The 26,838-nt window shown below is 73.8% G+C and carries 23 protein-coding genes and 1 pseudogene; 8 read left to right on the top strand and 16 right to left on the bottom strand.

Annotated features, from left to right (window positions below):
* Nucleotides 1-10: 10 nt before the first annotated feature.
* Nucleotides 11-886, top strand: coding sequence for a glycosyltransferase family 8 protein (locus C8054_RS07505; protein WP_158273815.1), 876 nt, complete (start codon nt 11-13; stop codon nt 884-886).
* Between the two features lie 57 nt (nt 887-943).
* Here C8054_RS07505 and C8054_RS07500 read toward each other — a convergent pair whose 3' ends face one another.
* The 4 genes from C8054_RS07500 to pcaF all read right to left on the bottom strand — a co-directional run bounded on the left by C8054_RS07500 (nt 944) and on the right by pcaF (nt 5,827).
* Nucleotides 944-1,444: a DUF456 domain-containing protein gene (locus tag C8054_RS07500; RefSeq protein ID WP_107156000.1), complete on the bottom strand. Its 501-nt coding sequence runs from the start codon at nt 1,442-1,444 to the stop codon at nt 944-946.
* A 91-nt stretch (nt 1,445-1,535) separates the two neighbouring features.
* Nucleotides 1,536-3,680: a bifunctional diguanylate cyclase/phosphodiesterase gene (locus C8054_RS07495; protein WP_107155999.1), complete on the bottom strand. Its 2,145-nt coding sequence runs from the start codon at nt 3,678-3,680 to the stop codon at nt 1,536-1,538.
* Between the two features lie 6 nt (nt 3,681-3,686).
* A complete protein-coding gene (locus C8054_RS07490; RefSeq protein ID WP_107155998.1) occupies nt 3,687-4,505 on the bottom strand; it encodes an SAM-dependent methyltransferase in 819 nt (272 codons plus the stop codon).
* Between the two features lie 116 nt (nt 4,506-4,621).
* Nucleotides 4,622-5,827 carry a 3-oxoadipyl-CoA thiolase gene (gene pcaF / locus C8054_RS07485; RefSeq protein ID WP_107155997.1) on the bottom strand — a complete coding sequence of 402 codons (1,206 nt, stop codon included), beginning with the start codon at nt 5,825-5,827 and terminating at the stop codon, nt 4,622-4,624.
* 112 nt (nt 5,828-5,939) lie between these two features.
* Between pcaF and C8054_RS07480 the strand changes: the two genes are divergently transcribed.
* The 4 genes from C8054_RS07480 to C8054_RS07465 all read left to right on the top strand — a co-directional run bounded on the left by C8054_RS07480 (nt 5,940) and on the right by C8054_RS07465 (nt 10,208).
* Nucleotides 5,940-6,905 carry a glutathione S-transferase family protein gene (locus C8054_RS07480; RefSeq protein ID WP_107155996.1) on the top strand — a complete coding sequence of 322 codons (966 nt, stop codon included), beginning with the start codon at nt 5,940-5,942 and terminating at the stop codon, nt 6,903-6,905.
* Nucleotides 6,898-7,596 carry a DUF998 domain-containing protein gene (locus C8054_RS07475; RefSeq protein ID WP_107155995.1) on the top strand — a complete coding sequence of 233 codons (699 nt, stop codon included), beginning with the start codon at nt 6,898-6,900 and terminating at the stop codon, nt 7,594-7,596. Before C8054_RS07480 ends, C8054_RS07475 begins: the two co-directional genes overlap by 8 nt.
* Before the next feature lie 201 nt (nt 7,597-7,797).
* A complete protein-coding gene (locus C8054_RS07470; RefSeq protein WP_199199590.1) occupies nt 7,798-9,093 on the top strand; it encodes a dicarboxylate/amino acid:cation symporter in 1,296 nt (431 codons plus the stop codon).
* A 47-nt stretch (nt 9,094-9,140) separates the two neighbouring features.
* On the top strand, nt 9,141-10,208 hold the full coding sequence (locus C8054_RS07465; RefSeq protein ID WP_107155993.1) for an NADH:flavin oxidoreductase/NADH oxidase: 1,068 nt from the start codon (nt 9,141-9,143) through the stop codon (nt 10,206-10,208).
* Nucleotides 10,209-10,328: 120 nt separating this feature from the next.
* Here the strand turns inward: C8054_RS07465 and C8054_RS07460 are convergent, their stop codons facing one another.
* The 5 genes from C8054_RS07460 to C8054_RS07440 all read right to left on the bottom strand — a co-directional run bounded on the left by C8054_RS07460 (nt 10,329) and on the right by C8054_RS07440 (nt 18,269).
* Nucleotides 10,329-13,820, bottom strand: a complete 3,492-nt coding sequence (locus C8054_RS07460) for an ABC transporter ATP-binding protein/permease (RefSeq protein WP_107155992.1) — start codon at nt 13,818-13,820, stop codon at nt 10,329-10,331.
* A 90-nt stretch (nt 13,821-13,910) separates the two neighbouring features.
* Nucleotides 13,911-14,504, bottom strand: a complete 594-nt coding sequence (locus C8054_RS07455) for a TetR/AcrR family transcriptional regulator (RefSeq protein ID WP_107155991.1) — start codon at nt 14,502-14,504, stop codon at nt 13,911-13,913.
* Nucleotides 14,505-14,514: 10 nt separating this feature from the next.
* Nucleotides 14,515-16,665: a YhgE/Pip domain-containing protein gene (locus C8054_RS33180; protein WP_107155990.1), complete on the bottom strand. Its 2,151-nt coding sequence runs from the start codon at nt 16,663-16,665 to the stop codon at nt 14,515-14,517.
* The gene (locus C8054_RS07445) at nt 16,662-17,339 is read right to left on the bottom strand and encodes an ATP-binding cassette domain-containing protein (protein WP_107155989.1); all 678 of its coding nucleotides are present in this window, start codon (nt 17,337-17,339) and stop codon (nt 16,662-16,664) included. Before C8054_RS07445 ends, C8054_RS33180 begins: the two co-directional genes overlap by 4 nt.
* Nucleotides 17,340-17,429: 90 nt before the next feature.
* Nucleotides 17,430-18,269 (bottom strand): DUF4081 domain-containing GNAT family N-acetyltransferase, encoded by an 840-nt coding sequence (locus C8054_RS07440; protein WP_107155988.1) that lies wholly within the window; start codon nt 18,267-18,269, stop codon nt 17,430-17,432.
* A gap of 137 nt (nt 18,270-18,406) precedes the next feature.
* On the opposite strand from C8054_RS07440, the gene C8054_RS07435 reads away from it, so the two are divergent.
* Nucleotides 18,407-19,003, top strand: a complete 597-nt coding sequence (locus C8054_RS07435; RefSeq protein WP_107155987.1) for a PadR family transcriptional regulator — start codon at nt 18,407-18,409, stop codon at nt 19,001-19,003.
* Nucleotides 19,004-19,189: 186 nt separating this feature from the next.
* Here the strand turns inward: C8054_RS07435 and ispG are convergent, their stop codons facing one another.
* The 5 genes from ispG to C8054_RS07410 all read right to left on the bottom strand — a co-directional run bounded on the left by ispG (nt 19,190) and on the right by C8054_RS07410 (nt 23,783).
* On the bottom strand, nt 19,190-20,365 hold the full coding sequence (ispG, locus tag C8054_RS07430; RefSeq protein ID WP_107155986.1) for a flavodoxin-dependent (E)-4-hydroxy-3-methylbut-2-enyl-diphosphate synthase: 1,176 nt from the start codon (nt 20,363-20,365) through the stop codon (nt 19,190-19,192).
* A gap of 9 nt (nt 20,366-20,374) precedes the next feature.
* Nucleotides 20,375-21,622 carry an RIP metalloprotease gene (locus C8054_RS07425; RefSeq protein ID WP_107155985.1) on the bottom strand — a complete coding sequence of 416 codons (1,248 nt, stop codon included), beginning with the start codon at nt 21,620-21,622 and terminating at the stop codon, nt 20,375-20,377.
* Complete coding sequence (dxr, locus tag C8054_RS07420) at nt 21,619-22,833, bottom strand: 1-deoxy-D-xylulose-5-phosphate reductoisomerase (RefSeq protein ID WP_107155984.1); 1,215 nt, start codon at nt 22,831-22,833, stop codon at nt 21,619-21,621. Before dxr ends, C8054_RS07425 begins: the two co-directional genes overlap by 4 nt.
* A 33-nt stretch (nt 22,834-22,866) precedes the next feature.
* Entirely contained in the window at nt 22,867-23,499 is a 633-nt protein-coding gene (locus C8054_RS07415) for a Uma2 family endonuclease (RefSeq protein ID WP_107155983.1), read from the bottom strand.
* Between the two features lie 92 nt (nt 23,500-23,591).
* Nucleotides 23,592-23,783 carry a hypothetical protein gene (locus tag C8054_RS07410; protein WP_107155982.1) on the bottom strand — a complete coding sequence of 64 codons (192 nt, stop codon included), beginning with the start codon at nt 23,781-23,783 and terminating at the stop codon, nt 23,592-23,594.
* A 60-nt stretch (nt 23,784-23,843) separates the two neighbouring features.
* Here C8054_RS07410 and C8054_RS32580 point away from each other — a divergent pair.
* A pseudogene (locus tag C8054_RS32580) lies at nt 23,844-24,113 on the top strand (hypothetical protein); the annotation flags it as partial.
* On the opposite strand, the gene C8054_RS07400 reads toward C8054_RS32580, so the two are convergent.
* Both C8054_RS07400 and C8054_RS07395 read right to left on the bottom strand, forming a co-directional pair.
* Nucleotides 24,058-25,308: a PP2C family protein-serine/threonine phosphatase gene (locus tag C8054_RS07400; RefSeq protein ID WP_199199588.1), complete on the bottom strand. Its 1,251-nt coding sequence runs from the start codon at nt 25,306-25,308 to the stop codon at nt 24,058-24,060. The pseudogene C8054_RS32580 and the gene C8054_RS07400 sit on opposite strands and share 56 nt — an antisense overlap.
* 85 nt (nt 25,309-25,393) lie before the next feature.
* On the bottom strand, nt 25,394-25,939 hold the full coding sequence (locus C8054_RS07395) for a GNAT family N-acetyltransferase (RefSeq protein WP_107155981.1): 546 nt from the start codon (nt 25,937-25,939) through the stop codon (nt 25,394-25,396).
* A gap of 51 nt (nt 25,940-25,990) precedes the next feature.
* Between C8054_RS07395 and C8054_RS07390 the strand changes: the two genes are divergently transcribed.
* Nucleotides 25,991-26,833, top strand: coding sequence for a YhjD/YihY/BrkB family envelope integrity protein (locus C8054_RS07390; RefSeq protein WP_107155980.1), 843 nt, complete (start codon nt 25,991-25,993; stop codon nt 26,831-26,833).
* Nucleotides 26,834-26,838 lie beyond the last annotated feature (5 nt).

Raw genomic sequence — 26,838 nt, 5'->3', positions numbered from 1 at the left:
AAATTGACTGGTGTTCACCCCGACCGAGGAGGTAATCCTGGACTGCGCACTGGCCTTCGATGCCACCTACGCCCCGCACGCGGCGGTCGTGATGTCCACCATCGCCGCCCAGATGCCGACCGAACCGCTGCGGTTCTGGCTGGCCGCCGACGACGACGTCACCGAGCCGGCCCGGGCCTCACTGACCCGGGCGGCCCGACACGCCACCGTCACCTTCCTGACCGTGGACCCTCCACCGATCCGCCTGCCCGGATCCCGCGAGCCCCACCTGAGCTACCTCTCCGCCGCCATGTACCTGCGGCTGCTGATCCCGCAGGCCCTGCCCCCGGGCGTCGACCGACTGCTCTACCTCGACTCCGACGTGCTCTGCACCGGCTCCCTGGCACCGTTGCGCGACGTCGACCTGGGCGACACGCCGGTCGGCGCGGTCCGGGACGCGTTCACCCGCCGCCTCATCGACAACGGCGGCCTGCCCGGCATCTACGGCTACCGTGACCTCGACGCCCAGGCGCCGTACCTGAACTCCGGGGTCTTGCTCATCGACGTGCCACGGTGGCGGGAACTCGAGATCACCGCCGCGGCGCTCGACTACATCGCCCGGCACGCGCACGAGGCGCGTTTCCCGGACCAGGACGCGCTCAACCACGCCGTCTACGGCCGGTGGACCCGGCTCCCCAAGCGCTGGAACCACATGATGGCGTGGCGGCTCGACCCGACCGTCGGCGGGAGCATCACGGAGGCGTCCGTCATCCACTTGGCCGGCCCGGTGAAGCCCTGGCATCCGACCTTCCCGGACGGCGTGTTCCGGCAGCTCTACCGCAGGCACCGTCGTCGCACCGAGCTGGTCACCGCCCGGGCGGGAACACTCACCGCTTCGCGCCGGTGACGAACGCTTCGCCCCCAACCCCGACCCGGATCGCCGCGCGGTGGCGGGTGTCGTGCCTCAGGCGAACAGCAGGCCCGCCACCCAGAGCGCGGCGATCACCATGCCCGCCATGAACTCGACGAGCATGGACAGGCCGGCCGCCTTGAGCGCCTGCACGGTGGCCGGCCAGGCCAGCCGGTTGCTGCCCAGCCGCAGCAGCTCGGCGCCCCAGATCCCGGCGATGAAGCCGATCGGCAGCCCGACCACCGGGATGACGAAGAACCCGACCACGCCGAGCAGCGCGCCGGCCAGCAGCGACCGGGTGGGCACACCGGTGCGCTTCAGGTTCCGTCCCGGCCAGAGGTACTTGACCACGGTGCCACCGGCGGCGACCACGGTCGCGGCGGCGAGCACCGCCCAGCGGCCCGGGCCGGCGTCGCCGAACAGCGCCCACACCAGCACGCCGCCCCAGCAGAGCGGCAGCGCCGGCAGGCCGGGCACCACCACGCCGGCCAGCCCGGCCAGGATCGCCAGCGCGGCGACCACCGACACCACGGCCTGCGAATCGGTCAGACTCACGAGTTCTCTCTTCTCTGCGCGGGCGGTGCGTAAACCGAGATGTTAAGCGGGGGCCCCTCCTCTACCGGAGGCGTTAAGCGGGGGCCCTTCCTTAATCCGCCAGGCGGGCGCGGATGTCGTCGGCGGGCATCGGGGGGCCGAACCAGCGGCCCTGACCGGTGTCGCAGCGCAACGCCCGCAGCCGCTCGGCCTGCACCTCGGTCTCCACCGCCTCGGCCGTCACCGACAGCTCCAACGCGTGCGCCAACCGGACCAGCGCGTCGACGATCCGCTCGTCGCGGTGGTCGGCGACCGCGCCGTCACCGCGGATGCCCTCGACGAACGGGCCGGCCAGCTTCACGCAGTGGATCGGCAGCCGGCGCAGGTACGCCAGGTTCGAGTAACCGGTGCCGAAGTCGTCGATGGCCAGCCGCAACCCGAGGTCGGCGAGCTGGTGCAGGGCCCGCAGCGGCTCACCCGCGCTGCCCATCACCGCGCTCTCGGTCAACTCGAGCTGGAGCAGCTCGGCGGGGAGGCCGGTGTGCTGCAACGCCTCCGCCACGGTCTCCACGATGGCCGGGTCGTCGGCCTGCCGGGCGGCCAGGTTGACGCTGACCACCGGCGTCGACTCACCGAAGGCGCGCCGCCACGACTCGGCGTCCCGGCACGCCTGGCGCAACACCCAGGCGCCGAGCCGGACGATCAGGCCGGTCTCCTCGGCGAGGCCGATGAAGCGGTCCGGCCCGAGCAGCCCCAGCTCCGGGTGCTGCCAGCGGACCAGCGCCTCGACCGCCACCATGGAGCCGTCCAACAACGACACGATCGGCTGGTAGTGCAGCACGAACTCGCCCCGGTCCAGCGCGGCGGGCAGGTTGGCGGCCAGCGCCGAGCGGGCGATGTCGGCGGCGCTGCGCTCCGGGTCGTACACCGCCCAGCGGCCCCGCCCTTCGGCCTTGGCCCAGTAGAGCGTGGTGTCGGCGGCCTTCATCAGCTCGCCGGCGCTGGTCTCCGCCGCCGGGCAGTCCACGATGCCGATGCTGGCCGAGACCGCGAGCTGCTGGTCGGCGACGTGCACCGGGGCGGAGACCGCCGCCAACGCCAGCTCGGCCACCTCCACCGCGTCGTCGAGACCGCCGCCGGAGTCGACCAGGATGACGAACTCGTCACCGCCCATCCGGGCCACCAGGTGCCCACGGCCGGCCACGCAGTCGCTGAGCCGTCGGGCGATCACCTGGAGCAGCCGGTCACCGAGGTCGTGGCCGAGGCTGTCGTTGACCGCCTTGAACCCGTCCAGGTCGATGAAGCAGAGCCCGACGCGCTGCTCGGGCCCGGCCGCGGCGAAGACGCCACCGAGCGTCTCGAAGAACAGCGTCCGGTTCGGCAGGCCGGTCAGCGGGTCGTGCAACGCCTGGAAACGCAGCCGCTGCTGAAGCTCGTACCGCTGGGTGATGTCCTCGATCATGGCGACGGTGAACCGGGGCCGGCCGTCGTCGTACCGGATCAGCGACACGGCCAGGTCGGTCCAGACCACGCTGCCGTCCTTGCGGTAGTAGCGCTTCTCCACCCGGGCGCTGTCCCGTTTGCCCTCGACCAGCTCCTGGTAGAGCTCCCACATGCCGGCCGCGTCGTCGGCGTGGGCCAGCGCGGACACGTTCATCTGCCGCATCTCCGCGACCGTGTAGCCGAGCATGTCCGCGAAGGACTGGTTGACCTCGATGATGTGCCCGTCCACGCCGGCGATGCCGATGCCGATGGCGGCGCCGGTGAAGACCGCCCGGAACCGCGCCTCGCTGTCCCGCAACGCCTGTTCGACGGCGTCCCGGGCCTGCCAGGCGGAGCGGGCGATCCGTTCCTGCTGGCTGAACACCCGGTCCCGCAGCGCCCGGCTGAACCCGGCGGCGACCGCGCCCTGCAACGAGGCGATCCGTTCCCGCAGCTCGGGCAGATCCTCGCGGGCCGGCAGCACCCAGGGCAGGAACCGGTCACCGAGCGCCTGCACCGACCAGTCGAGCACGCCGGGCTCGGTCAGGTGCGCCTCCACCAGGGCCCGACCCACCTCCTCCGCCGGCCGGGCGGAGAAGGTGGGCGCCCGCAACGCGCGGGCCAGCCGCTCGGTGAGCGAGACCAGCAGGCGCTCGGTCTCGGCCGCGCTCAGCGGCACGAAACCGATGCGCCGCACCGCCCGGGCCCACTCGGCGGCGTACGCCGTGGCGCCGGGACGGCTGAAGTCATCCCCGACGGGCTCCGGGGCGGGCACGTCGGCTCACCCGGCAGCGCGGTCGTGCCGGGCGACGCCGCCGAACGCCCCGAAACGTTCCGGGTGCTCGTCCACGTCCGAGGGGGAGTCGGGCCGCCAGAGCGGCATGTGCACCACGCCCGGTTCGAGGATCGTCCAGTCACCGAAGAAGCCGGTGATCTCGGCCCGCGAGCGGAGCGTGATCTCGGTGGCGGTACGCGCCGACAGCCGCTGCGCGTCCAGCATCTCCTGTGGCTGGTCCTCGAACGTGGAGTGCGAGACGACCAGGAAACTGCCCGGCGCGGCGGCGGCCCGCAGGGTGGCCAGGATGTCGGCCGGGCGGTCGGCGTCCGGCACGAAGTGCACCACGCCGGCGAGCAGGATGCCCAGCGGCCTGTCGAAGTCGATCAGGCCGCCGGCCCGGGCCTGGTCCAGGATCAGCTTCGGCTCGCGCAGGTCGGCCAGGAGCGCGGTGGCCCGGTCGTTGCCGGCCAGCAGCTCGTGGCTGTGCGCCACCGCCACCGGGTCGATGTCGACGTAGACGATCCGGGCCTCGGGGTTCGCGGCCTGGGCGACCTCGTGCACGTTGCCGACGGTGGGGATGCCGGAGCCGATGTCGAGGAACTGGTCGATGCCGGCGTCGAGCAGCACCCGCACCGCCCGGCGCAGGAACTCCCGCCCGGAACGCATGGTGGCCGCCAGGTTCGGTGTCATGGCCGCGATCTGCTCGGCGAGCTGCCGGTCGATCTCGAAGTTGTGCGCCCCGCCGAGGAAGTAGTCGTAGACCCGGGCGGCGCTGGGCCGGCTCAGGTCGATCCCGGCGGGAGGTCCGTCCGACGTCTGCATCGTGCGATCTCCCCGGTCGTCACCCGCCTGGTACGGCGGATCATGTGGTCCAGCCCACTCTATGCGCGCCGGACCGGCAACGGGAGATCCACTTCTGGCGATGCCGCCGTCCGGGCTCAGCCGGCCGACTCCAGCAGCAGCGAGATGCCCTGCCCGACGCCGACACACATGGTGGCGAGCGCCCGCCGACCACCCCGGCGGCGCAGCTCCAGCGCGGCGGTCAGCGCCAGCCGGGCGCCGCTGGCGCCGAGCGGATGGCCCAGCGCGATGGCCCCGCCGTTCGGGTTGACGTGCTCGGCGTCCTCCGGCAGGCCCAGCTCCCGCAGCACCGCCACGGACTGCGCGGCGAACGCCTCGTTCAGCTCGATCACGTCGACGTCGGCCAGCGCGAGGCCCTGGCGGTCGAGCAGCTTCCGGGTCGCCGGGACCGGCCCGATCCCCATGATCCGTGGCGGGACGCCGGCCGCCGCCGCGCCGCGTACCCGGGCCAGCGGGGTGAGGCCGTGGCGCTCGACGGTGGCCGCGGAGGCGACCAGCAGCGCCACCGCGCCGTCGTTGACGCCGGAGGAGTTGCCGGCGGTCACCGTGCCGCCGGCGCGGAACGGGGTGGGCAGCGCGGCCAGCTTCTCCGGCGTGGTCTCGCGGGGGTGCTCGTCGACCGCGACGAGCTTCGTCTCCCGCTTGCCGGCCGGCACGGTGACGCCGACGATCTCCTCGGCCAGCCGGCCGTCGGCCTGCGCCTTGGCGGCCCGCTGCTGCGAGCGGTACGCGAACGCGTCCTGCGCGGCGCGGTCCACGCCGAACTCGGCGGCCACGTTCTCCGCCGTCTCCGGCATCGAGTCGATGCCCCAGCCGTGCTCCATCAGCGGGTTGACCAGCCGCCAGCCGATGGTGGTGTCATAGACCTCGGCGGTGCGGGCGAACGGCGTGGTCGCTTTCGGCATCACGAACGGCGCGCGGCTCATGCTCTCCACGCCGCCGGCCACCACCAGGTCGGCGTCCCCGGCGACGATGGCGCGGGCGGCGGAGGCGAGCGCGTCCAGGCCGGAGCCGCAGAGCCGGTTGACGGTGCTGCCCGGCACCTCCGCCGGCAGGCCACCGAGCAGCGCGGCCATCCGGGCCACGTTGCGGTTGTCCTCGCCGGCCTGGTTGGCGCAGCCCAGGATCACGTCGTCGGTGCGGGCCCAGTCGACCGACGGGTGCCGCGCCACCAGCTCGCGGATCACGTGCGCGGCGAGGTCGTCGGGGCGGACCCCGGCGAGGGCGCCGGCGTACCGGCCGATCGGGGTGCGAACTCCGGCAACGAGGTAGGCCACGGTCATCGCGCGCACGTCCTTCGGGGGTGGGAAGGGGTCGGTCGGCGGCGGCCCGGCGGGTCGCGCCGGGGTGCCACGGCGCCAGGATATCCGCGCCCGGAGCGGATAGGTTGGCGGCATGGCCGGGGCCCAGTTCAGCGCAGAGACCAGTGGCGGCGGTTCGTTCGTCCGCCAACCCAACCGGTTCACCGGGCGGGTCACCCCGCACTCCACCTCGCCGGCCGGCGGCGGGCCGGACGAGCAGGGCCGCTGGCCGTTGGAGCCGGGCCGGTACCGGCTGATCTGGTGCCGGGCCTGCCCGTGGGCGCACCGGGCCCGGATCGTGCGCGGCCTGCTCGGCCTGGACGAGGTGATCTCGCTGGGCACCGTGGACCCGATCCGGGACGAACGGGGCTGGCGGTTCGCGCTGGACCCGGACGGCTTCGACCCGGTGCTGGGGGTCGGGTTCCTCTCCGAGGCGTACCTGGCCACCGACCCGGACTACACCGGCCGGGTGACCGTGCCGGCGCTGGTCGACACGCTGACCGGGCGCGTGGTCACCAACGACTATCCGCGGCTCACGCTCGACTTCTCCACCGAGTGGCGGCGGTTCCACGCGCCGGACGCGCCGGACCTCTACCCGGTCGCGCTGCGGCCGGAGCTGGACGCGCTGATGGCGGAGATCCACTCCGACGTCAACAACGGTGTGTACCGGTGCGGCTTCGCCACCTCGCAGGCGGCGTACGACGAGGCGTACACCGCGCTGTTCGCCCGGCTGGACGCGCTGGGCGAGCGGCTGGCCGGGCGGCGCTACCTGATGGGGGACGCGATCACCGAGGCGGACGTGCGGCTGTTCACCACGCTGGTCCGCTTCGACGTGGCGTACCACGGGCACTTCAAGTGCAACCGGCAGAAGCTCACCGAGATGCCGGTGCTGTGGGCGTACGCGCGGGACCTGTTCCAGACGCCGGGCTTCGGCGAGACGGTGGACTTCGACCACATCAAGCGGCACTACTACGCCACCCACGACATGATCAACCCGACCCGGATCGTGCCGCTCGGTCCGGACCTGGCCGGCTGGACCACGCCGCACGGGCGTGGCTGACCGCGCGTCGCGCCGGGTCGCCGCCGCCGGGGCCGCCACCTGCGTGCTGGCCGGGGCGGTCGCGGTGACGGCCGCCGTGGTCGCCGGTCCGGGCCCCGGCCCGACCGGGTACGTCAGCGAGGCCGGCGTCGCCGACAGCGGGTACGCCGGGGCGTACCGGATGGGGATCTTCACGCTGGCGGCGGCGCTGCTGCTGCTCGCCGGCGCGCTGCCGGTGGTGGCGCGGGCGGCGTCCGTGCTGCTCGGCGTCGGCGCGGTCGCCACGGTGCTCTCCGGCGCGGTGACGTGCAGCGCCGGCTGCCCGCTGCCGCCGTTCGAGGCCGCCACGGTGGCCGACCTGGTGCACGGCGGGGCCAGCATCGCGGCCACCGCGGCGGTGGTCTTCGCGATGCTGGCGCTGGTCTGCTCCCCCGCGGTCGGCGGCGCGCTGCGGCGGGTCGCCGCGGTCGGTGCGGCGCTGGCGCTGCCGCTGGCCGGCGCGGTCGGGTTGGCCATGCTGTTGGTCGGCCGGGGCACGCTGGTCGGCGTGCTGGAGCGCGTGCTGCTGGGAGCAACCGCCGCGTGGGGGCTGGGCACCGCCGTGGTGCTGGTAAGGAGGGGGCCCCGCTTAACGCATTCGGTAGAGGAGGGGGCCCCGCTTAACACCGAGGTGTTAAAAGGGGGCCCCTCCTTCCCCAAACGCCGGCTGTAAGGGGCGTCACGGGGAACGGTCCTTCCGGCGGGGCGGGTGCGGGAGTAGCGTGGTTCGGCGATGACCAATGTCTGGTGCCTCACCGAGCGCCTGTACGTCGACCTCCGACGGCAGGCCAGCGGCGTCTGTCCGGCGTAGCTCCGCCCCCCGACGCCCGCTCTTCCCTCTCCAGACCTTGGACCCGTTCTCATGGCTTCCGCCCTGCGCAAGATCCCCTTTTCCGTGCAGATCCTGCTCGGCCTCGTGCTCGGTGTGGCGCTGGGCTTCCTCGCCCGCGCCAACGACCTCGCCTGGTTGACCAGCACGCTCGACACCGTCGGCGGCCTCTTCGTCCAGTTGCTCAAGCTGGCCGTGCCGCCACTGGTCTTCACCGCCATCGTGGTCAGCGTGGTCAGCCTGCGCGGCGTCGCCAACGCCGCCCGGCTGGCGCTCAAGACGCTGCTCTGGTTCGGCATCACCGCGCTGATCGCGGTGAGCATCGGCATCGGCCTGGGCCTGCTCACCGACCCCGGCCGCGGCGTGAACCTGGACCCGGCCGGCGCCAACGCGCCGAAGACCACCGGCTCCTGGATCGACTTCCTCACCGGCATCGTGCCCACCAACCCGGTCGGCGCGTTCGTCGAGGGCAACGTGCTCCAGATCGTCTTCCTCGCCCTGGTGGTGGGTGCCGCCGCGCTGCTGGTCGGCGAGCCCGCCGAGCCGTTCGTGCAGCTCAACCGCTCGGTCCTGACGATCGTGCAGAAGGCGCTGTGGTGGGTCATCCGGCTCGCCCCGATCGGCACCCTGGGCCTGATCGGCAACGCCGTCGCCTCGTACGGCTGGGACCTGCTGGCCCCGCTCGCCAAGTTCACCACCGCCGTCTACGTCGGCTGCGCGCTGGTGATGTTCGTGGTCTACCCGGTGCTGCTGGTCGCCGCCGGCCGGCTCAACCCGCTGCGCTTCTTCGCCGGCGCCTGGCCCGCCATCGAGCTGGCCTTCGTGTCCCGTTCCTCGGTGGGCACCATGCCGGTGACCCAGCGTTCGGTGGAGCGCCTCGGCGTCCCCCGCGAGTACGCCTCCTTCGCGGTGCCGTTCGGCGCCACCACGAAGATGGACGGCTGCGCCGCGATCTACCCGGCGCTCGCCGCGATCTTCGTGGCGCAGGTGTTCGGCGTGGACCTGGGCGTCACCGACTACCTGCTGATCGCGTTCGTGTCGGTGGTCGGCTCGGCCGCCACCGCCGGCCTGACCGGCGCGATCGTGATGCTCACGCTGACCCTGAGCACGCTGGGCCTGCCGCTGGCCGGCGCCGGCCTGCTGCTGGCCATCGACCCGATCCTGGACATGATGCGGACCGCGACGAACGTGGCCGGACAGGCCGTGGTGCCGACAATCGTGGCCGCCCGCGAGGGCACGCTCGACCGGGCCGCGTACGACTCGGCCGGCAGGCGCGACCTGATCGAGCCGGTCGAGCCCGCCGAGCGCGAGAACGAGCGGCTCGCCCCCGTACCCGCCTGACACACGGTAGGAAACGCACCACGAAGCCCTGACCGGAGGAGAACCGCATGAGCGCCCTGTTCACCCCGCTGGCCCTGCGCGGCGTCACGCTGCCCAACCGGATCGCGCTGGCGCCGATGTGCCAGTACAGTGCCGGGCCCGACGGGCTGCCCACCGACTGGCACCGCGTCCACCTCGGTTCCCGCGCGGTCGGCGGGGCCGGGCTGGTGCTCACCGAGGCGACCGCGGTGGTGCCGGAGGGGCGGATCAGCCCGCAGGACGTCGGGCTCTGGTCCGGCGCGCACGTCGACGCGTGGCGGCCGGTCACCGCGTTCGTCGCCGGCCAGGGCGCGGTGCCGGCCGTGCAGCTCGCGCACGCCGGGTTCAAGGCGTCGACGTACCGGCCGTGGGCGGAGCGGCGCGGCGGTGTGCCGGACACCGAGGGCGGCTGGACGCCGGTCGGCCCGGGCGTCGACCCGTTCGTCAGCGACTACCGCACCCCGGTCGCGCTCGACGAGGCCGGCGTCGCGGCCGTGGTGGACGCGTTCGCGGTCGCCGCCGGGCGGGCGGTGGACGCCGGCTTCGCCGCGGTGGAGATCCACGCGGCGCACGGCTACCTGCTGCACGAGTTCCTGTCCCCGCTGACCAACCGGCGCACCGACGACTACGGCGGGGACCGGGCCGGTCGGATGCGGCTCACCCTGGAGGTGGCGCGCGCGGTCCGCGCCGCGGTCGGCGAGGCGGTGCCGGTGCTGACCCGGATCTCGGCCACCGACTGGACCGACGGCGGCTGGACGGTCGAGGACAGCGTGGTGCTCGCCGGCGAGCTGGCCGCCGCCGGCGTGGACCTGGTCGACGCGTCCTCCGGCGGGGCGGCGGCGAAGGCGTCGATCCCGGTCGGCCCCGGCTACCAGGTGCCGCTGGCGGCCCGGATCCGCCGCGAGGCGGGCGTGCCGACCGGCGCGGTGGGCCTGATCGTCGAGCCCGAGCAGGCCGAGCAGATCGTGGCCGGCGGCGAGGCCGACCTGGTGCTGCTGGGCCGGGAACTGCTGCGTGACCCGTACTGGCCGCGCCGCGCCGCCGCCAAGCTGGGCGCCACCCCGGCCTGGCCGGACCCGTACGCCCGCGCGTTCTGAGCGCGCCGGGCCCCGACCCGGTCGGGTCGGGGCCCGGCGGTCAGCCGGCCAGGCGGTCAGCCGGCCCGGTGGTCAGTCGGTCAGCCGGCCAGGCGGTCAGCCGGCCCGGTGGTCAGTCGGTCAGCCGGCCAGGTGGTTCCAGCGGGGCTCCAGGTCGGACCACGCGCCCTGGTCGGCGACCACGCCGTCGACAAGCACCACCACGTGGTCCGCGCGGACCAGCGCGGCCCGCTTGGCGGTCGAGCCGACCACTGTCACCCCGTGCTCGCGCAACGCCGCCCAGAGCGCCAGCTCCGTGGTCACGTCCAGCGCCGACGACACGTCGTCGGCGACGAGCAGTTCGGTACGCGGGGCGAGCGCCCGGGCCAGCGCCAGCCGCTGGAGCTGACCGCCGGAGAGCCGGGTCCCCTTGTGCCCGATGAGCAGCCCGAGCCCGCCTCCGGCGACGGCCAGGTCGTGGTCGAGCTGGGCGGTCGACACCGCGCTCGCGGCGTCGACCGGGTGGCCGAGCGCGATGTTCTCGGCCACCGTGCCGGAGAGCACCCGGGGTAGCTGGCCCACGTAGCCGACCTGGTTGGGGCGCAGGAACAGCTCCGGCTCGGTGACCGGCTCGCCGTTCCAGCGCAACGCGCCGACGTGGTGCACGATCCCGGCGAGCGCGCGCAGCAGCGACGACTTGCCGGCCCCGACCGGGCCGACCACCAGCACCAACTGGCCGCGTTCGACCACCAGGTCGACGTCGCGGACGGCGAGCGTGCCGTCGGAGTGCAGCGCGCCGAAGCCGGCCAGCTCCAGCCGGCGCAGCGGGCGCCGGGGCGGCGGCTCCGGCGCGGGCGCGGTGCCGGCGACCAGGTCCAGCCCGGGCACCGGCTCGGAGTAGTTGGCCGTCCCGGTCATCGCCACGGTCCGCCGCGTCCACACCCGCGCCGACGGGTACTGCGAGACGAGCGCCGCGGTGGTCCACGCGAACCAGCGGGCCGCGCCCAGCGTGGAGACCGCGACCAGGGTGGCGCCGGCGGAGAGCCCGCCGGTCAGGTAGAGCGCCCAGGCCCCGATCGGCAGCAGCCCGCTGACGACCGCCGGGGTGGAGCGGGCCCACACCTGCATGGCGATCTCCCGGCGCTGCCGCTCGCTGCGCACCGCGTCCAGCCCGGCCAGGTGGGTCAGCACCGGCCGGGTGGCGCCGGCCAGCTTCACGGTGCGGGCGGCGGAGAGCGCGGAGACCAGCGCGGTGGCGAACGCGGCGCGGGCGGCGACGGTGCCGGCGGCGGTGCGTTCCAGCCGGGGCCCGAACAGCGTCGCCGCCAGCCCGGAGACCACCATCGTGCCGACGAAGAACAGCGCCGGCACGAGACTGCCGGTCACCAGCGTCATGGTGAGCACGATGGCCAGCGAGATGAACTGGTCCATCAGGTTGTCGGCGAGCTGCACCACCCGGTCGGTGTCGCCGCCCTGCGCGACCACCTCGGCCGGGGTGTGCCCGCTGACCCGGCGCGGGCCGGTCTGCCCGTGCACCAACCGGGCGCTGATCCGCAGCATCTGCCGGATCCACCACTGCGGGAACCACAGGTTGGTCAGGTAGGGCAGCGGCAGCACCAGCAGCAGCGCGGCGGCGATGCCGAGCGCCGGCAGCCACGGGTCGCCGCCGGCGACCAGCTCGGCCCAGAGCCAGGGCAGCACCGAACCGTCCAGCCCGAGCAGCGTCAGCACGATGAACAGGCCGATCGCGGCCAGGCCGTACCGGGGATCGTTGAAGCCCAGCCGGAGGATCTCCCGCATGGTCCGCGCGGGCGGCGCGGGCGGCACCGGCGGCGGTTCGGCGCGCGGCATCCCGGCGCGACGCGGCGCGGGGGCCGGCGCGACGACCGGGGCCGCCTCGTCGACCCAGCCGGGCGCGTCGAGCAGTTCCACGCCGCCGCGCCGCGCGCCGGCGCCGGCGTACGCCCCGGCGTGGCTGGTGGCGAGCAGCTCGGCGAAGCGGGCGGACTCGCGCATCGGGCCGGCCTCCAGCACCGCGCCGTCGGCCATCACCACCACCTCGTCGCAGCGGCGCACCGAGGAGAGCCGGTGCGCGACGACGATGCCGATCCGGTCGGTGAGCAGCCGCTCGGTGGCCTCACGGACCCGGTTCTCGGTGACCGGGTCGAGTCGCGCGGTGGCCTCGTCGAGGATCACCACGTGCGGGTCCCGGACCAGGATGCGGGCGAACGCGACGAGTTGCTCCTGGCCGGCGGAGAGCACGTGCCCGCCCTCGCCGAGCCGGGTGTGCACCCCGTCAGGCAGCTCGGCGATCCAGCCGGCCAGGCCCAGCTCGGCCAGCGCCCGCTCGGCGGCGTCGAGCAGCTCCGGGTCGTGCAACGCGACGTTCTCGGCGAGCGTGCCGGCGAGGATCTCGGTGCGCTGGGGCACCACGGCGATCCACCGGCGCAGCTCCTCGACGTCCAGGTCGACCAGGTCGGTGTCGCCCAGGAAGACGGTGCCACGGGGCACCTCCACGGCCCGGGTGAGCACCTTGGCCAGCGTCGACTTGCCCGAGCCGGTGCGCCCGACCAGCGCGTACGAGCGCCCGCGGACGAAGTCGAGCCGCACGTCGCGCAGCGCCGGGCCGCGCTCCTCCCCGGCGGCCGGGTAGCGGAAGGTGAGCCCGCGCACGCTCAGGTCGCCGTCGGTCGGGGCGGCCCCGCCGGCCGGCTCCTGCCGCGCGCCGGCCAGCAACTGCACCCGGGCCCACGCGCCGAACGCCTGTTGCAGGTGCGGCACCCAGCGGGCGATGTGCTCGACGGTGGCGCCGAACGCGATGGCGAGCAGCCAGACGGCGGTGAGCCGGGCGGCGTCGACCCGCCCGGTCGACAGCGCCCACGCGCCGGCCAGCACCACACCGGCGACGCCGGCCCGGACGCCACCGGCGGCCACCGAGGTGACCCGGGCGGAGAGCCGGAACACCCGGCCGCAGCGGGCGACCACCTCGGCCGCGCGGCGGGCGTAGAGCCGCAGCACATACGGCCGAGCCAGGCTGGTGCGCACGTCGTCCTGCCCGTGCACCGCCTCCTCCATCACGGCCGCGAGGTCGGACCAGGCCTCCTCCTCGGCCATCCGGGCCGGGGCGATGCGGGCGGTGGGCCGGCGCAGCACGACCGCGAGCAGCGTGGTGAGCAACACCATTCCCACACCGGCCGGCCACCAGACGACGAGCGCGCTGACGGTGGCGAGCACACAGACGGCGAGGCCCTGCGCCAGGCGTACGCCGGTGTTCCGCATCTCGGCGGCGACCTGGTAGACGTCGTTGTCGATCCGGTCGAGCAGCTCGCCGACCGGCGTGGTCTCCAGGGCGGGCAGCTCCTGCCCGAGCGCGACCCGGCAGAGCCGGCGACGCACGTCGGCGGACCAGTCGGCGGTGAGCCGGGCCATGATCAGCCCGATCAGCAGGTCGGTGACGACGGCGGCGACCAGCGCCACGGCCAGCGCGACGAACCAGCCGGACGAGCGGTGCACGAGCACCGGCCCGGCCAGCGCGGAGGCGGCGGCCTGGCCACCGGCGCCCAGCACGATCAGCAGCAGAACGGCCGCCATCCGCCGGGGTGCGGTGGCCCAGAGGTCTCGGAGCAGGCGCATGGGACGGTCCTCCGGACTCGGACGGGTGGGGGCGGTGCACCCAGCCTTCCCGCCGGACCGGCGTGGTTCAACCGAATTACCGCGTTCCGGTCAGGTCCGGGCGACCCGGCGGACGATGCCGAGCAGCGCCTCCTGCACGTCGCCGATCGGCCGCTCGGGCTGGAACACCAGCCAGTCCACGGCCACCACCAGCCCGACGCCGAACAGCGCCGAGCTGGCGGTACGCACGTCCAGGTCGGCCGGGAGGTCACCGCTGTCCACCCCGGCCCGGACCGTCTCCGCGATCACCTCGATCGCCTCGCCGCGCAGCAGCCGCAGCGTCTGCTGCCACTCCCGGTTGGTGCGCCACATCTCGGAGAGCAGCAGTTGGGCGAAGGCCCGGTAGCGGCGGATGTAGTCCAGTTCGGCGCGGACCAGCGCGGCGAGCGCCTCGCGCGGCGGCAGCCCGTCGACGGCGGCCCGGAACTCGGCGGTGAGCAGGCCGATGCCGTGTCGCAGCAGCTCCTCGAAGAGGACCGTCTTGGACTCGAAGTTGTAGTAGACGGTCCCCTTCGCCACCCCGGCGCGGGCCGCGATGTCGTCCACGGTGGTCGCCGAGAAGCCCTGCTCGGCGATCAGGTCCACCGCTGCCACGAAGAGTCGTTGGCGGGTGTCCTCCCGCCGGCGGGTCCGTCCGTCCGTCACCAGCCCATCCTCACATGGTCAGTTCGGGGTGCAGCCTGGCCGGGGTGAGCCGGCGGGAGCGGCGCGCCGCGCCGACGCCGAGCGCCAGCGCACCCAGCCCGAACGCGAGCAGCACCAGCGCGGCGGTGACCACCGGGCCGGCCGGCCCGCCGTTGATCGTGTGCCGCAGGCCGCCCACCACGTACGTCATCGGCAGCCAGGGGTGGACGGCCTGGAAGAAGCCGGGCGAGGTCTGCACCGGGTAGGTGCCGCCGGACGAGGTGAGCTGCAGCATCAGCAGCGCCAGCGCGGCCAGCCGACCGGCCGGGCCGAGCGCCACGCCGAGCAGTTGCATGATCGCGGTGAACGCCAGCGAGGTGAGCGCGAGCAGCCCGAACGTCGCCGCGCCGTGCGTCGGGTGCAGCCCGAGCGCCAGCGTCACCACGGTGTAGAGCACGGCGACCTGGGCCAGGCCGATCCCGGCGGCGGGCAGCCAGCCGGCGAGCACCACCCGCCAGCCGGGCGCGCCGGACATCACATGGCGTCGGTTGACCGGCCGCAACAGCATGTACGTGATCATCGCGCCGACCCAGAGCGCCAGCGCCAGGAAGTACGGGGCGAAGCCCACGCCGTACGAGCCGGCCGGGTGCTGCGAGTCGCGGATCAGGCCGACCGGGTCACCGAGCACGTCGGCGCGACTGGCCGCGTCGTCGTACCCGGGCAGTTTCTTCTCCCCGGCGGCGAGCCCGTCGGCGAGGTCGCCGGCGCCGCCCTCCAGCTTGGTCAGCCCGTCGACGAGCGAGGTGCTGCCGGTGCCGAGCCGGGCCAGGCCGCCGTCGAGCGCGCGGGCGCCGGTGGACAGTCGGTAGAGGCCGCCGCGCAACTGGTCGGCGCCGGTGGACGCGTCGCCGAGCCCGTCGCGGAGCTTGGCGCTGCCCTGGGCCAGCGTGCCGAGCCCGCTGGCCAGCTTGTCGACCTTGGCCCGGGCGGCGGCGACGTCGTCGGCCAGGTGCGGCGCGGCGGCGGCCACCTCCCGGGCGGTCTTCGCGACCTCGGTCATCTGCTTCTTCAGCGCGGCCAGGTCGGACCTGTCCACGGCGGACGCCAGCGCCTCGGCCTGGGTGACGGCCCGGTCGGCGGCCGTGCGGGCGGCGGCGAGGTTCGGGTCGTCGGCCAGCTCGGGGTGCGCCTTCGCGACCGCGTCGAGCCGGTCGGAGGTCTCCTTCGCCAGCCTGACCACCTCGTCGGCCTTGGCGGGCAGCGCGTCCAGGCCGGCGGCGAGCTGCTGCGCGCCGGTGGCGACAGCGGTGGCCGCCTGCTGGATCTTGTCGGCGTTGCGGCGCAGCACCGGCTCGTACCTGTCGGCGGCGGCGTCGACGGTGGCGGCGGCGGCCTTCGTCTCGGTGGCGGCCCGGCCGGCGCCGTCGGCGAGCTGGGCGGCGCCGGTCTGCAACTGGTCGAGCCCCTTGGCCAGCTTGTCGGCGCCCTGGACGGACGTGTTCAGCCCGCCGGCGAGCTGCCCGGCGCCGTTCTCGGCGTCGCCCAACCCGTCGGCGAGCTGCCCGGCGCCCCGCTGGGAGGCGTCGAGCCCGTCGGAGATCTTTCCGGCCCCGTCGGCGGCGCGGCCGGTCTCGGCCTTGGCGTCGGTGAAGCCGATCAACATCTTGTCGAAGTACGAGGCGGCGGTGCTCTCCGCGGCGGCGGCCCGGATCTCGCTGAACGCCGAGCGGGCGAGCAGCCCGGAGAGGTAGTTGGTGGCGTCGTCGTTGACCACCTTCAGCTCGCCCTGCCGGGCCGGCCGGTCCGGCTCGGGGCTGGCCGCGAGCGTGGCCGAGAACTCGGCCGGGATGGAGAAGACCAGGTGGTAGCGCCCGTCGCGGAGGCCCTTCGTGGCGTCGGCCTGGTCGGTGACGGTCCAGCCGAAGACCTTGCGGTCGATCAGTTCGTCGGCGAGGTCCCGGCCGGCGTGCACCTCGCTGCCGTCGGCCGCCTTCGCCGGCCGGTCGGCGTTGACCAGCGCGACCGGGATCCGGTCGAGGTTCCCGTACGGGTCCCAGAACGCGTAGAGATAGAGCGCGCCGTAGAGCAGCGGGACCACGGTGAGCACGGCGAGCGCGGCGCGCGGCAGCCGGCCCCGGGTCATCCGGCGCAGCTCGAACAGGGCCAGTCGCAGGATGCTCATGCGGACACCTTCAGAGGTAGGACCGGGTCGCCGATGCGGTGCACGGTGGCGGCGACGCCGGGCTCGACGGCCCGGGCGCTGACGACCACCGCGTACCCCTGGTCGGCGAGGCGTGCCAACGCGGCCCAGATCCACTCTCGTTCGGGGCGGTCGGCGCCGGCGTCCACGTCGTCGGCGACGATCAGGCTGGGACCGCCGAGGCTGGCCAGCACCAGCCCGAGCACCTGCCGGTCGACCGGGGTCAGGTCGCGGCCGTACCGGTCGGGGTCGAGCGGGGTGTCGGTGAAGCCGGCGCCGGCGATGGCGGTGGCGTAGGCGTCGCGGCGGTAGGCGCGGCGAGCCCGCAGCGCGGCCACCGGGACGAGCTGCCGCCGGCGGCGCGGCACCGGCCCGAGCAGCAGCAGCCGTTCGGTGATGTGCTCGGCGACGGTGAGCGTCGGGTCGGGCTCGTGCACGCCGGCCACCTGGCCGAGCGCGGCCGGGCCGCGGCGGCGCAGCTCGCCGTGGCTGTGCGGGAAGCGCCCGGCGAGCGCGAGCAGCAGCGACGTGCGACCGCTGCCGGGTGGGCCGGTGACCGCGTGCAGCTCACCGCGTTCGGCGGTGAGGTCGACGTCCCGGTAGACCCAGCCCCGACGGGTGCGTAGTCCCAATCCGCTGGCCTCGACGATTGCCATGGCGCCCTTCTAGACTGACTGGTCAGTACAAAAACATGACCAGCATAGCGCCGGGTGTCCGGTTCGGGGCAAGGCGGGGCGGGGTGATCCTCAGAACAGCACGGTGGCGAGCGTGCCGACCGGGCGGAAGCCGCACCGCTCGTAGACGCGCCGGGCCGGCTGGTTGAAGTCGTTGACGTAGAGACTGACGGTCGGCGCGACCCGGGCCAGCGCGTCGCGGACCACCGCGGCCATCGCGGCGACCGCGATGCCCCGGCCACGCCACTCGGGTGCCACCCAGACCCCCTGCACCTGCGCGGTGCGCCGGGTCACCACCGCCAGCTCGGCCTTGAAGACCACCCGGCCGTCGACGAACCGGGCGTAGGCCCGGCCGGCGCGCACCAACTCGGTCACCCGCCGCCGGTAGCCGCGCCCGCCGTCCTCGGCCAGCGGCGAGACGCCGACCTCCTCGGTGTACATCGCCACCGCCGCCGGGAAGAGCCGGTCCACCTCACCGACGCGCACGCGACGCACGTGCGGGTCGGGCGCCACCGGCGGCGGCGCGTCCGTGGCCAGCAACGGCTGGTTCGGGCGTACGTCCCGGGCCGGCCCCCAGTGCGCGGAGAGGCGGTCCCAGAGGCCGAGCACCGCGTCGGCGCGACCCACGATCGAGGAGCAGAGCCGCTCCTCCTCGCCCAACTGCTCGGCGAACGCGGCCACCGCCGACCCGGACGCGAGCACCGGCGTCAGGTTGCCGCCCAACCAGCAGATCGACTCCAGGTTGCGCCGGGAGCCGTAGCCGAGGATCCGCGCCTCGGCCCGCCACCAGGCCAGGCCGCGCGCCGCGACCCGCTCGGCGACCTGCGCGCCGGCGTAGGGGTCGAGGTCGAGCAGCCGCTCGACCGAACGGCGCTCCGACTCCCCCAGTTGGCGTACCGGCATCGTGAGCACGGTTACCAGCCTGCCAGATGCAGCCGGGAGCCGGTGGGCCGACCGGGCACTCGCCCGTTCCCGCCACGTCTTGTCGGCGACGCGTTGCCGATATATCGTTGATGCATCAGTGATAGTCGCGGCGAAGGAGGAGTCCGATGGGTTTCCGTCGACACGTCCACACCATGCACGACGAGATGCACCGGCACGGCGGCTTCGGCTTCCCGCCCGTACCCCCGGGTCCGCCGCCGTTCCCACCCGGGCCGCACGGGCCGCACGGCCACGGGCGCGGCCGGGGCGGTCGGGGTCGCGGCCGGCGGCCGAACGTGCGCGGCGCCGTGCTGGCCCTGCTCACCGAGCGGCCGATGCACGGCTACGAGATGATCCAGGAGATCGACGCCCGCACCGGCGGGGCCTGGCGGCCCAGCCCCGGGTCGATCTACCCGACGCTGCAACTGCTGGAGGACGAGGGCGTCATCGCCACCGCCGCCGACTCCGACGGCGGGCGCAAGCGGTTCGCCCTCACCGAGCAGGGGCAGGCCGAGGCCGCCCAGGCGGCGGAGGCCCCGCCCTGGGCGGAGTTCGCCGAGCAGACCGTCAACAGCTGGCACGACATCCGCGACGCGGGGAACCAGGCCATGAACGCGCTGCGGCAGGTGATGACCACCGGCACGGACGACCAACGCGCCCGCGCCGCCCAGGTGCTCGACGAGACCCGCCGCAAGCTCTACGCCATCCTCGCCGACCCCGAGTGACCCCTCCCGCCCCCGCCCACGCCCCTCCCCCTCGCCGCACCAGATTCACGGAAAGCGTGGTCATTCCGCCCGCCATGGCCACGCTTTCCGTGAAACAGCGGGGATGGGGTGCGGGGCGTGGGGTGAGACGCGCGTGCGGCCGGCCCCGACGGGGGACGGCCGCACGGCGTGACGCGGACAGGAGGGTCAGTGCACCGTGACCGTGGCGCCGCCGGGCACCAGCTCGCGCAGCTCCTCGGGCAGCTCGGCGCCCATCTCGTCGGCGATCCGCAGCGCCTCCTCGATCAGCGTCTCCACGATCTGCGCCTCCGGCACGGTCTTGACGACCTTGCCCTTGACGAAGATCTGGCCCTTGCCGTTACCGGAGGCGACGCCCAGGTCGGCCTCGCGGGCCTCGCCCGGACCGTTCACCACGCAGCCCATGACCGCGACGCGCAGCGGCACCGGCAGCCCTTCCAGGCCGGCGGTGACCTCCTCGGCCAGCTTGTAGACGTCGACCTGGGCCCGGCCGCAGGACGGACAGGAGACGATCTCCAGGCCGCGCTCGCGCAGGCCCAGCGACTCCAGGATCGCGGCGCCGACCTTGATCTCCTCCACCGGCGGGGCGGAGAGCGAGACCCGGATGGTGTCGCCGATGCCCTCGGCCAGCAGCGCGCCGAACGCCACCGCCGACTTGATGGTGCCCTGGAACGCCGGGCCGGCCTCGGTGACGCCCAGGTGCAGCGGATAGTCGCACTTCTCGGCGAGCAGCCGGTAGGCGCGGATCATCACCACCGGGTCGTTGTGCTTCACCGAGATCTTGATGTCCCGGAAGCCGTGCTCCTCGAACAGCGAGCACTCCCAGAGCGCGGACTCGACGAGCGCCTCGGCGGTGGCCCTGCCGTACTTGGCCAGCAGGCGCTTGTCCAGCGAGCCGGCGTTCACGCCGATCCGGATCGGCGTGCCCGCGTCACCGGCCGCCTTGGCGATCTCCTTGACCTTGTCGTCGAACTGCCGGATGTTGCCCGGGTTCACCCGCACCGCGGCGCAACCGGCGTCGATCGCGGCGAAGACGTACTTCGGCTGGAAGTGGATGTCGGCGATCACCGGGATCTGCGACTTGCGCGCGATCGCCGGCAGCGCCTCCACGTCGTCCTGCGACGGCACCGCGACCCGGACGATCTGGCAGCCGGACGCGGTCAGCTCGGCGATCTGCTGGAGCGTGGCGTTGACGTCGGAGGTGAGGGTGGTGGTCATGGACTGCACCGAGACCGGTGCACCACCACCGACCGGCACCGAACCGACCATGATCTGGCGGCTGGCCCGGCGCGGGGCCAGCGGCGGCGGCGGTACGGGGGGCATACCGAGACTGACAGCGGTCACTTCAGGCACTCACCTTGAGAAGAGCGTGATCGGGTTGACCACGTCCGCGGTGACGGTCAGCAGCGTGAACACGCCACCCACCAGGATCACCGCGTACGTGAGGGGCATGAGCTTGAGGTAGTCGACGCGACCCGGGTCGGTGCGGCCGATCCGGGCGTAGAGCCAGGAGCGGGCGCGCTCGAACCAGGCGATGGCGATGTGGCCGCCGTCCAGCGGGAGCAGCGGCAGCAGGTTGAACACGCCGATGAAGAAGTTCAGCGACACGAAGAGCATGAAGAACACCAGCCAGGCGTTGTTCTCCACGGCCTCGCCGCCGAGCCGGCTGGCGCCGACCACGCTGATCGGGGTGTCCACGTCGCGCTCCGCGCCGGTGATCGCGTTCCACAGCGCCGGCACCTTCTGCGGGATGCGCTGCATGGCGTGGAAGGTCTGCACCGCCATGTTGCCGGTGAAGTCGGCGGTGGCGCCGAACGCGGCGACCGGACCGTACTCCACCCGGGTCGGCGTGCTGGGCCGCAGCGCCACGCCCAGCGCGGAGACCGCCGAGGTGGCGCCCTTGGGGTCGTCCAGCGGCGGGCGCTGCACCGAGGCCAGGTCGACGGTGGCGGTGGCCGGGGTGCCGTCGCGCAGGTAGGCGACGGTGGCCGGGCCGGGCTGCGTGCCGCGGACCACGTCGAGCATGTCGCCCCAGGTGGAGACCGGCCGGCCGTTCACCGCGGTGATCCGGTCGCCGTCCTTGAGCTGGGCCTGACCGGCCGGGCTGGCCGGGTCGCCGGCCTGGCAGGCGCGGGGGGCGTTCTCCACCACGACGCAGTCGGCGAGCGCGATCACCGCCGGTTCGGCCCGGAAGCCGGCCTCGGTGGTGGGGAACTTCGGGTTCGGCAGGCCGGCGGAGACCGCGATGATCCAGAGCGCGACCAGCGCGATGGCGAAGTGCATCGCGGAGCCGGCGGACATCACGATCGTCCGCTTCCACACCGGGTACCGCCACATGGCGCGCTTCTCGTCCCCGGGCTCGACGTCGTCGTCCTGCGGGGTCATTCCGACGATCTTGCAGAAGCCACCGAGCGGGATGCCCTTGACGCCGTACTCCGTCTCACCCCGCTTGAACGACCAGAGCGTCGGCCCGAAGCCGACGAAGTAGCGGGTGACCTTCATCCCGAACGCCTTGGCGGTCAGCATGTGCCCCGCCTCGTGCAGACTCACCGAGATGAGGATCGCCAGGGCGAACAGCACCACCCCGAGCAGATAGCTCATCGAGCTCCTTCCACCGACCCGACGATGATCTCCTGGGCGTGCGCCCGTGCCCACGACTCGGCGGCGAGCACGTCCTCGACGGTACCTGGTTCGTCGAAATCGGGAGCGTCCTCCAGCACCCGCCCGAGGGTGTCGACGATGCCGAGGAACGGCAGCCGGCCCGCCACGAACGCGGCCACGCACTCCTCGTTGGCCGCGTTGTAGATCGCCGGCCGGCACCGTCCCGCCTCGCCGGCCGCCTTGGCCAGCGCCACCGCCGGGAACGCGGCGTCGTCGAGCGGGGCGAACTCCCAGGTGTGCGCCGTGGTCCAGTCGACAGCGGTGGCGGCCCCGGACACCCGGTCCGGCCAGCCGATGCCCAGCGCGATGGGCAGCCGCATGTCCGGCGGGCTGGCCTGGGCGAGCGTGGAGCCGTCGACGAACTCGACCATCGAGTGGATCACCGACTGCGGGTGGACCATCACCTCGATGTCGGCGTACGGCACGTCGAACAGCTCGTGCGCCTCGATGACCTCCAGCGCCTTGTTGACCATGGTGGCGGAGTTGATCGTGACGACCGGGCCCATCTGCCAGGTCGGGTGCGCCAGCGCCTGCTCCGGTGTGACGTCGGTCAACTCCTCGCGCCGCCGGCCCCGGAACGGCCCGCCGCTGGCGGTGACCACCAGCCGGCGCACCTCGCCCCGGGCGCCGCCGCGCAGGCACTGCGCCAGCGCCGAGTGCTCGGAATCGACGGGAACGATCTGCTCCGGTCGGGTCACCGCGGCCTTCACGAGCGGGCCGCCGGCCACCAGCGACTCCTTGTTGGCCAGCGCGAGGGTGCGCCCGGCGCGCAGCGCGGCAAGCGTCGGCGGCAGGCCCAGCGAGCCGACCACGCCGTTGAGCACGACGTCACACGGCCACTGCGCCAGCTCGGTCATCGCGTCCGGCCCGGCCACGATCTTGGGCAGCTTGAAGTCGCCGGAGGCCCAGCCACGCCGGCTCGCCTCGGCGTAGAACGCGAGCTGAAGATCCTGCGCGGCGGATGCCCGCGCCACCCCGACCGCCGCCACGCCCAGTTCCAGCGCCTGCGCGGCCAGCAGCGCCACGTTGCCGCCGCCGGCGCCGAGCGCGACCACCCGGAACCGGTCCGGGTTGCGCTTGACGATGTCGATGGCCTGGGTGCCGATGGAGCCGGTCGAGCCGAGCAGCACGAGGTCTCGGGGAGTGGTCACGCGCCCCATTGTTCCCCAGCGCCGCCCGCCGCCTCACCCGGCCTGTTCCGGCGCCTCCTCGCCCAGGAGATCGCCGGGATCGACGGTGAAATCGAACGGCTGCCGCATCACGAAGGGAGTGCCCGCCGCCGCAGCGGCCAACGGTCGGTAGTCGCCGTCGACCAGCTCGAACAAAGCGATGGTGGGCACGCGGTTACGCAGGTCGACCCGGAGGAAATACGGCACGCCGGCGGCGGCGTACTCACGCGGACGGTCGATCACGTCCTTCCGCCGATTGCCCGGTGAGACGATCTCACCGAGCAGAACCGCGTGGCGGATGTCCATCGTCGTGCGTCCGCCCCCTGGCACATCGAGGATGACGATGTCGGGGATGAAGAGATCCCGGCCCGATACGACGTTGCTCTCCTGATAGAGCCAGAGCTTGGCGCGTTTGGCGGCCTGCTTCAGCAGATAGGCCAGATCCAGTTCGGCGTCCTGGTGGTCATAGCCGGCATGTGGTGTCACGATCACGCTTCCGCTCAGGACCTCGACCTTCGGGCCGTTGGTCTCCGGTAGGAGATCAAGAGCGAGCTGCGCGGTCCACGGCTCATCGTGCCAGCGGAGCACGTCGAACGACGGCTCGGCGGGCTGCGGTGCCGGCTCGGGCGCGAATGCGGCCTGGGCCATCGGGCTCACCCCCTCGGCGGGTAATCGTGCTACCACCCACCCTAGCGGCGCTGCCCCGTCTCGCCCTGCTCGCACACGGTGTCCGTCACGGCCTACCCGGGGATGACGCCGTCGCGCCGAGAGGCGTAAAGGTCGGCGAGAAAGCGGTCCAACTCGTCGTCCGACTCGAACAGCTCGGGACGAGCCAGTTCGTCAAGGCAGGCGACCGGTTCAATTCCCTGGCGAAGTGCGAGTTCGTCCGCCGTGAGCCCGGATTCCGCATCGGTCGGCCTGACCGCGCTCACCTTCGCCGCCTCACCGGATCGTCCGCTCTGCCGTGATCATGAAGGAGTGGAGGAAGGCGGTGCCGGGCGTGCGCCGCGCCGTGGCCGTGCCAACCGGCCCGACTGCGGCTGCGCCGCGAGTACGCACACGACCGCCCCGGCCTGGCCATCTACCTCTGCGTACTGATGCACGACGCGATCGCCGACGCGCTGCGGCCGGGCTCGGGCGAGGTCGACCCGGCCGAGTACTTCGCCAGGTTCGTCGGCTGGACCCGGCCCTGGCCGGACCGGACGGTCAGACCTCGGGCACGGCCACCGGGCCGGGGCGGTCGTGGCCACCGGACGCGGTGAGGTGCTCCAGGTGGCGCATGGGCAGGTGCGGCGGCTGCCACTCCAGGAACAGCGCGGTGGCGTCGTCGTCCAGCTCGTCCCGCTGGTACGCGAGGACGGCGCGGATCAGGCGACGCATCGTCTCCGGGCTGGGCAGCCGGTCGTTGAGGGCACGCTCGACGAAGTCGACCAGCCGGTCCAGCCCGAACCGCTCCTTGTTGTCGCCGCGCGCGTCGGTGATGCCGTCGGTGTAGGCGAGAATGCGGTCGCCCGGGTGCAGCGCCTCCTCGTGCACCCGGGGGCGTTTGCCCGACAGGTTGCCCAGGCCGAGCGGCAGCGCGGTCGGGCCGGGCAGCGCCCGGACGGCCCGGCCGTCCCGCAGCAGCATGGCGCCCGGGTGGCCCGCGTTGATGATCCGGAGCAGACCGGTACGCCTGTCGAGTTCGGCGAGCAGCGCGGTCGCGAACGTGCCGGGGTGTTCGGCGCGCACCCACCTGTCGATGCTGATCGCCGTGTCGACCAGGTCGAGGCCGGTACGCCGGGCGTTGCGGTACGCGCTGACCACGAGTGAGGCCAGCGCGCTCGCCTTGATGCCGTGCCCGCAGGTGTCGAAGAGGCCGACGCTGAGCACGTCGTCGTTGAGCGCGTAGTCGAAGATGTCCCCGCCGACGTCGTAGCAGGGTTCGAGGATGGCGGTGATCACCAGGTCGTCGGTGGCGAACGTCAGCGGCGGCAGCAACCCCCAGACGATCTCGGCGGCGACCTGCATCGGCAGACGGCGGCGGATCCGTTCCACGACGTCGCCGTAGAGGCGGCGGTTCACCAGAAGCTGGGCGACGTTGACAGCGAGTTCCCAGGCCGGCCGGTCCGACGCGGGGTCGGCGGCGACCGGCGACACGACCTCCAGCACCCCCAGTCGTTCGCAGCCGAGCAGCAGGGGCACCCAGAGCCGGTCCGGGTGGGCGGGCGCGCGCTGCACTTCGAGGCTGGTGAACGCCCGGCCGGCCAGCGTCGTCTCGATCGTCAGCTCGTCCCGGGCCGGGCCGGCGCCGGGCATGGGGACCAGCGACGACTGCGTGTAGTCGGCCAGGTAGATCACGATCTCGCTGGCGCCGACGGCCGGCGCGGCGCTGCTCACCAGGAGCGACAACTCGTCCGGCCCGCCCCGGGACGCGTGGAGTTGCAGCCAACGCGCTGCCTCGCCGCCGTCGACCACCGCACCTCCCCCGCGTCCCCACCACCGTAGGAGTCCGACGGCGAACTGCCAACGTACGGGCACCGGACGAGACGAGGAACTCCGGCTAGGCGGGACGGTCCAGGACGAACGTCTCCAGCTCCGCGCCGCCGTACCAGTCGGTGCGCACGCCCAGGTGCGTCATGCCGAGCCGCCGGGCCACCGCCGTCGACGGCTCGTTGCCGGCCATCACCACCGCGTACACCCGGCCGGTGCCGGTGGCGAACTCCCGCTCCAGCACCGCCCGGGCCGCCTCGGTGGCGTAGCCGTGGCCCTGCGCGTCGGGGTGCAGGTGCCAGCCGACCTCCAGGTCGTCGGTCGGCGTGACACCGTCCCGGCCGGGCAGCGGCTTGAGCAGCACGCTGCCGGCCGCGCAGCCCGTCGCGCGCGGCTCGATCGCCCACAGGCCCCACCGACCGGCGTACGGCGCGTTGCGCTCGCACCAGGAACGCACCCGCTCCCGCGCCTGCCCGGGGTCGGTCAACCGCCCCTTCCCGCCGCCCAGCCAGCGCATCACCTCGTCGCGGGAGTAGATGTCGTACACCCGGGCGAGGTCGTCGGGTGACTCGGTCCAGTCCCGGACCACCAGCCGCTCGGTCGAGGCGATCATCATGACGCCGGATCGTAATGCGTGGCCGGCGACCGCACGGGGAACGAGGGGGCGATGGGCGACGGCTGGCAACGCACGAAACGGATCACCTCGGCGGCGTTCCGGCCGGTCCGGGGCCGGGACCTCTCGCTGCACGCCGCCGCGATCACGTTCTACGGCGCGATCGCCGTGGTGCCGGTGGCGCTGCTGGCGATCTGGCTCACCGGGCTGCTCGCCGGCGCCGACCGGGTGCGCCGGCTGACCTCGTACGCGATCGACACGCTGCCCACCGAGATCGGCGCGCACCGGGCGGTGGCCGCGCTGGTCGAGGCCGGGTTGGGGCTGACCCCGCTGCTGGCGCTCGCCTCGCTGCTGCCCGCCTCGCTCTACGGCGAAGGGCTGCGCCGGGCGTTCGTCTCGGTGGCCGAGCCGCGCGCCGAGTCCGGCGCGCTGGTCGGCTGGCGCGGCCGGCTGCTGCTGCTGCCGCTGCTCGCGCCCGCCCCGGCCCTGCTGCTGTCGATCCTGCTGGCGCTGCCGCTGACCACCCGGCTGGTCCGGCAGGGCGGCTGGATCGGCGCGCTCGGTGTGGTGCTGTCGTTCCTGGCGGTGTGGCTGGTGCTCACGCCGGTGCTGGTGTGGGTGTTCCGGGTGGTCGGGCCGGCCTCCCCGGACTGGTTGTCCACGCTCGGCATGGGCTCGTTCACCGCCGCGAACCTCTCCGGCTTCCTGCACGGTTTCGTGCTGTTCTGCTCGCTGCCGCTGAACCTGGGCGTGCCGTTCGGCGGGTTCGACGAGATCGGCGGCGGGGTGGCGGTGCTGCTCTGGCTCTACCTGTTCCACGTGATCGTGCTGGCCGGCTACTCGGCCACGCTGGCGTTGAGCCGGTGGCGGGCCGCCCGGGCGGCGGCCCGCGCCTGAGCCGG

It is taken from the genome of Micromonospora sp. RP3T, from assembly GCF_003027925.1.
Lineage (GTDB): Bacteria > Actinomycetota > Actinomycetes > Mycobacteriales > Micromonosporaceae > Micromonospora.
The sequence above is the reverse complement of the archived record's forward strand: the minus strand, read 5'-3'. Positions and strand labels throughout refer to the sequence as shown.

What these genes read in the sequence shown, in the direction of transcription:
- C8054_RS33180 (WP_107155990.1), bottom strand. Translation starts at nt 16,665, where the DNA reads ATGAGCATCCTGCGACTGGCCCTGTTCGAGCTGCGCCGGATGACCCGG.
- C8054_RS07425 (WP_107155985.1), bottom strand. Translation starts at nt 21,622, where the DNA reads ATGAGCTATCTGCTCGGGGTGGTGCTGTTCGCCCTGGCGATCCTCATC.
- C8054_RS07445 (WP_107155989.1), bottom strand. Translation starts at nt 17,339, where the DNA reads ATGGCAATCGTCGAGGCCAGCGGATTGGGACTACGCACCCGTCGGGGC.
- C8054_RS07480 (WP_107155996.1), top strand. Translation starts at nt 5,940, where the DNA reads ATGGCCGGGGCCCAGTTCAGCGCAGAGACCAGTGGCGGCGGTTCGTTC.
- C8054_RS07490 (WP_107155998.1), bottom strand. Translation starts at nt 4,505, where the DNA reads ATGCAGACGTCGGACGGACCTCCCGCCGGGATCGACCTGAGCCGGCCC.
- C8054_RS07415 (WP_107155983.1), bottom strand. Translation starts at nt 23,499, where the DNA reads ATGGCCCAGGCCGCATTCGCGCCCGAGCCGGCACCGCAGCCCGCCGAG.
- C8054_RS07395 (WP_107155981.1), bottom strand. Translation starts at nt 25,939, where the DNA reads ATGATGATCGCCTCGACCGAGCGGCTGGTGGTCCGGGACTGGACCGAG.
- C8054_RS07390 (WP_107155980.1), top strand. Translation starts at nt 25,991, where the DNA reads ATGGGCGACGGCTGGCAACGCACGAAACGGATCACCTCGGCGGCGTTC.
- C8054_RS07465 (WP_107155993.1), top strand. Translation starts at nt 9,141, where the DNA reads ATGAGCGCCCTGTTCACCCCGCTGGCCCTGCGCGGCGTCACGCTGCCC.
- pcaF (WP_107155997.1), bottom strand. Translation starts at nt 5,827, where the DNA reads ATGACCGTGGCCTACCTCGTTGCCGGAGTTCGCACCCCGATCGGCCGG.
- C8054_RS07460 (WP_107155992.1), bottom strand. Translation starts at nt 13,820, where the DNA reads ATGCGCCTGCTCCGAGACCTCTGGGCCACCGCACCCCGGCGGATGGCG.
- C8054_RS07435 (WP_107155987.1), top strand. Translation starts at nt 18,407, where the DNA reads ATGGGTTTCCGTCGACACGTCCACACCATGCACGACGAGATGCACCGG.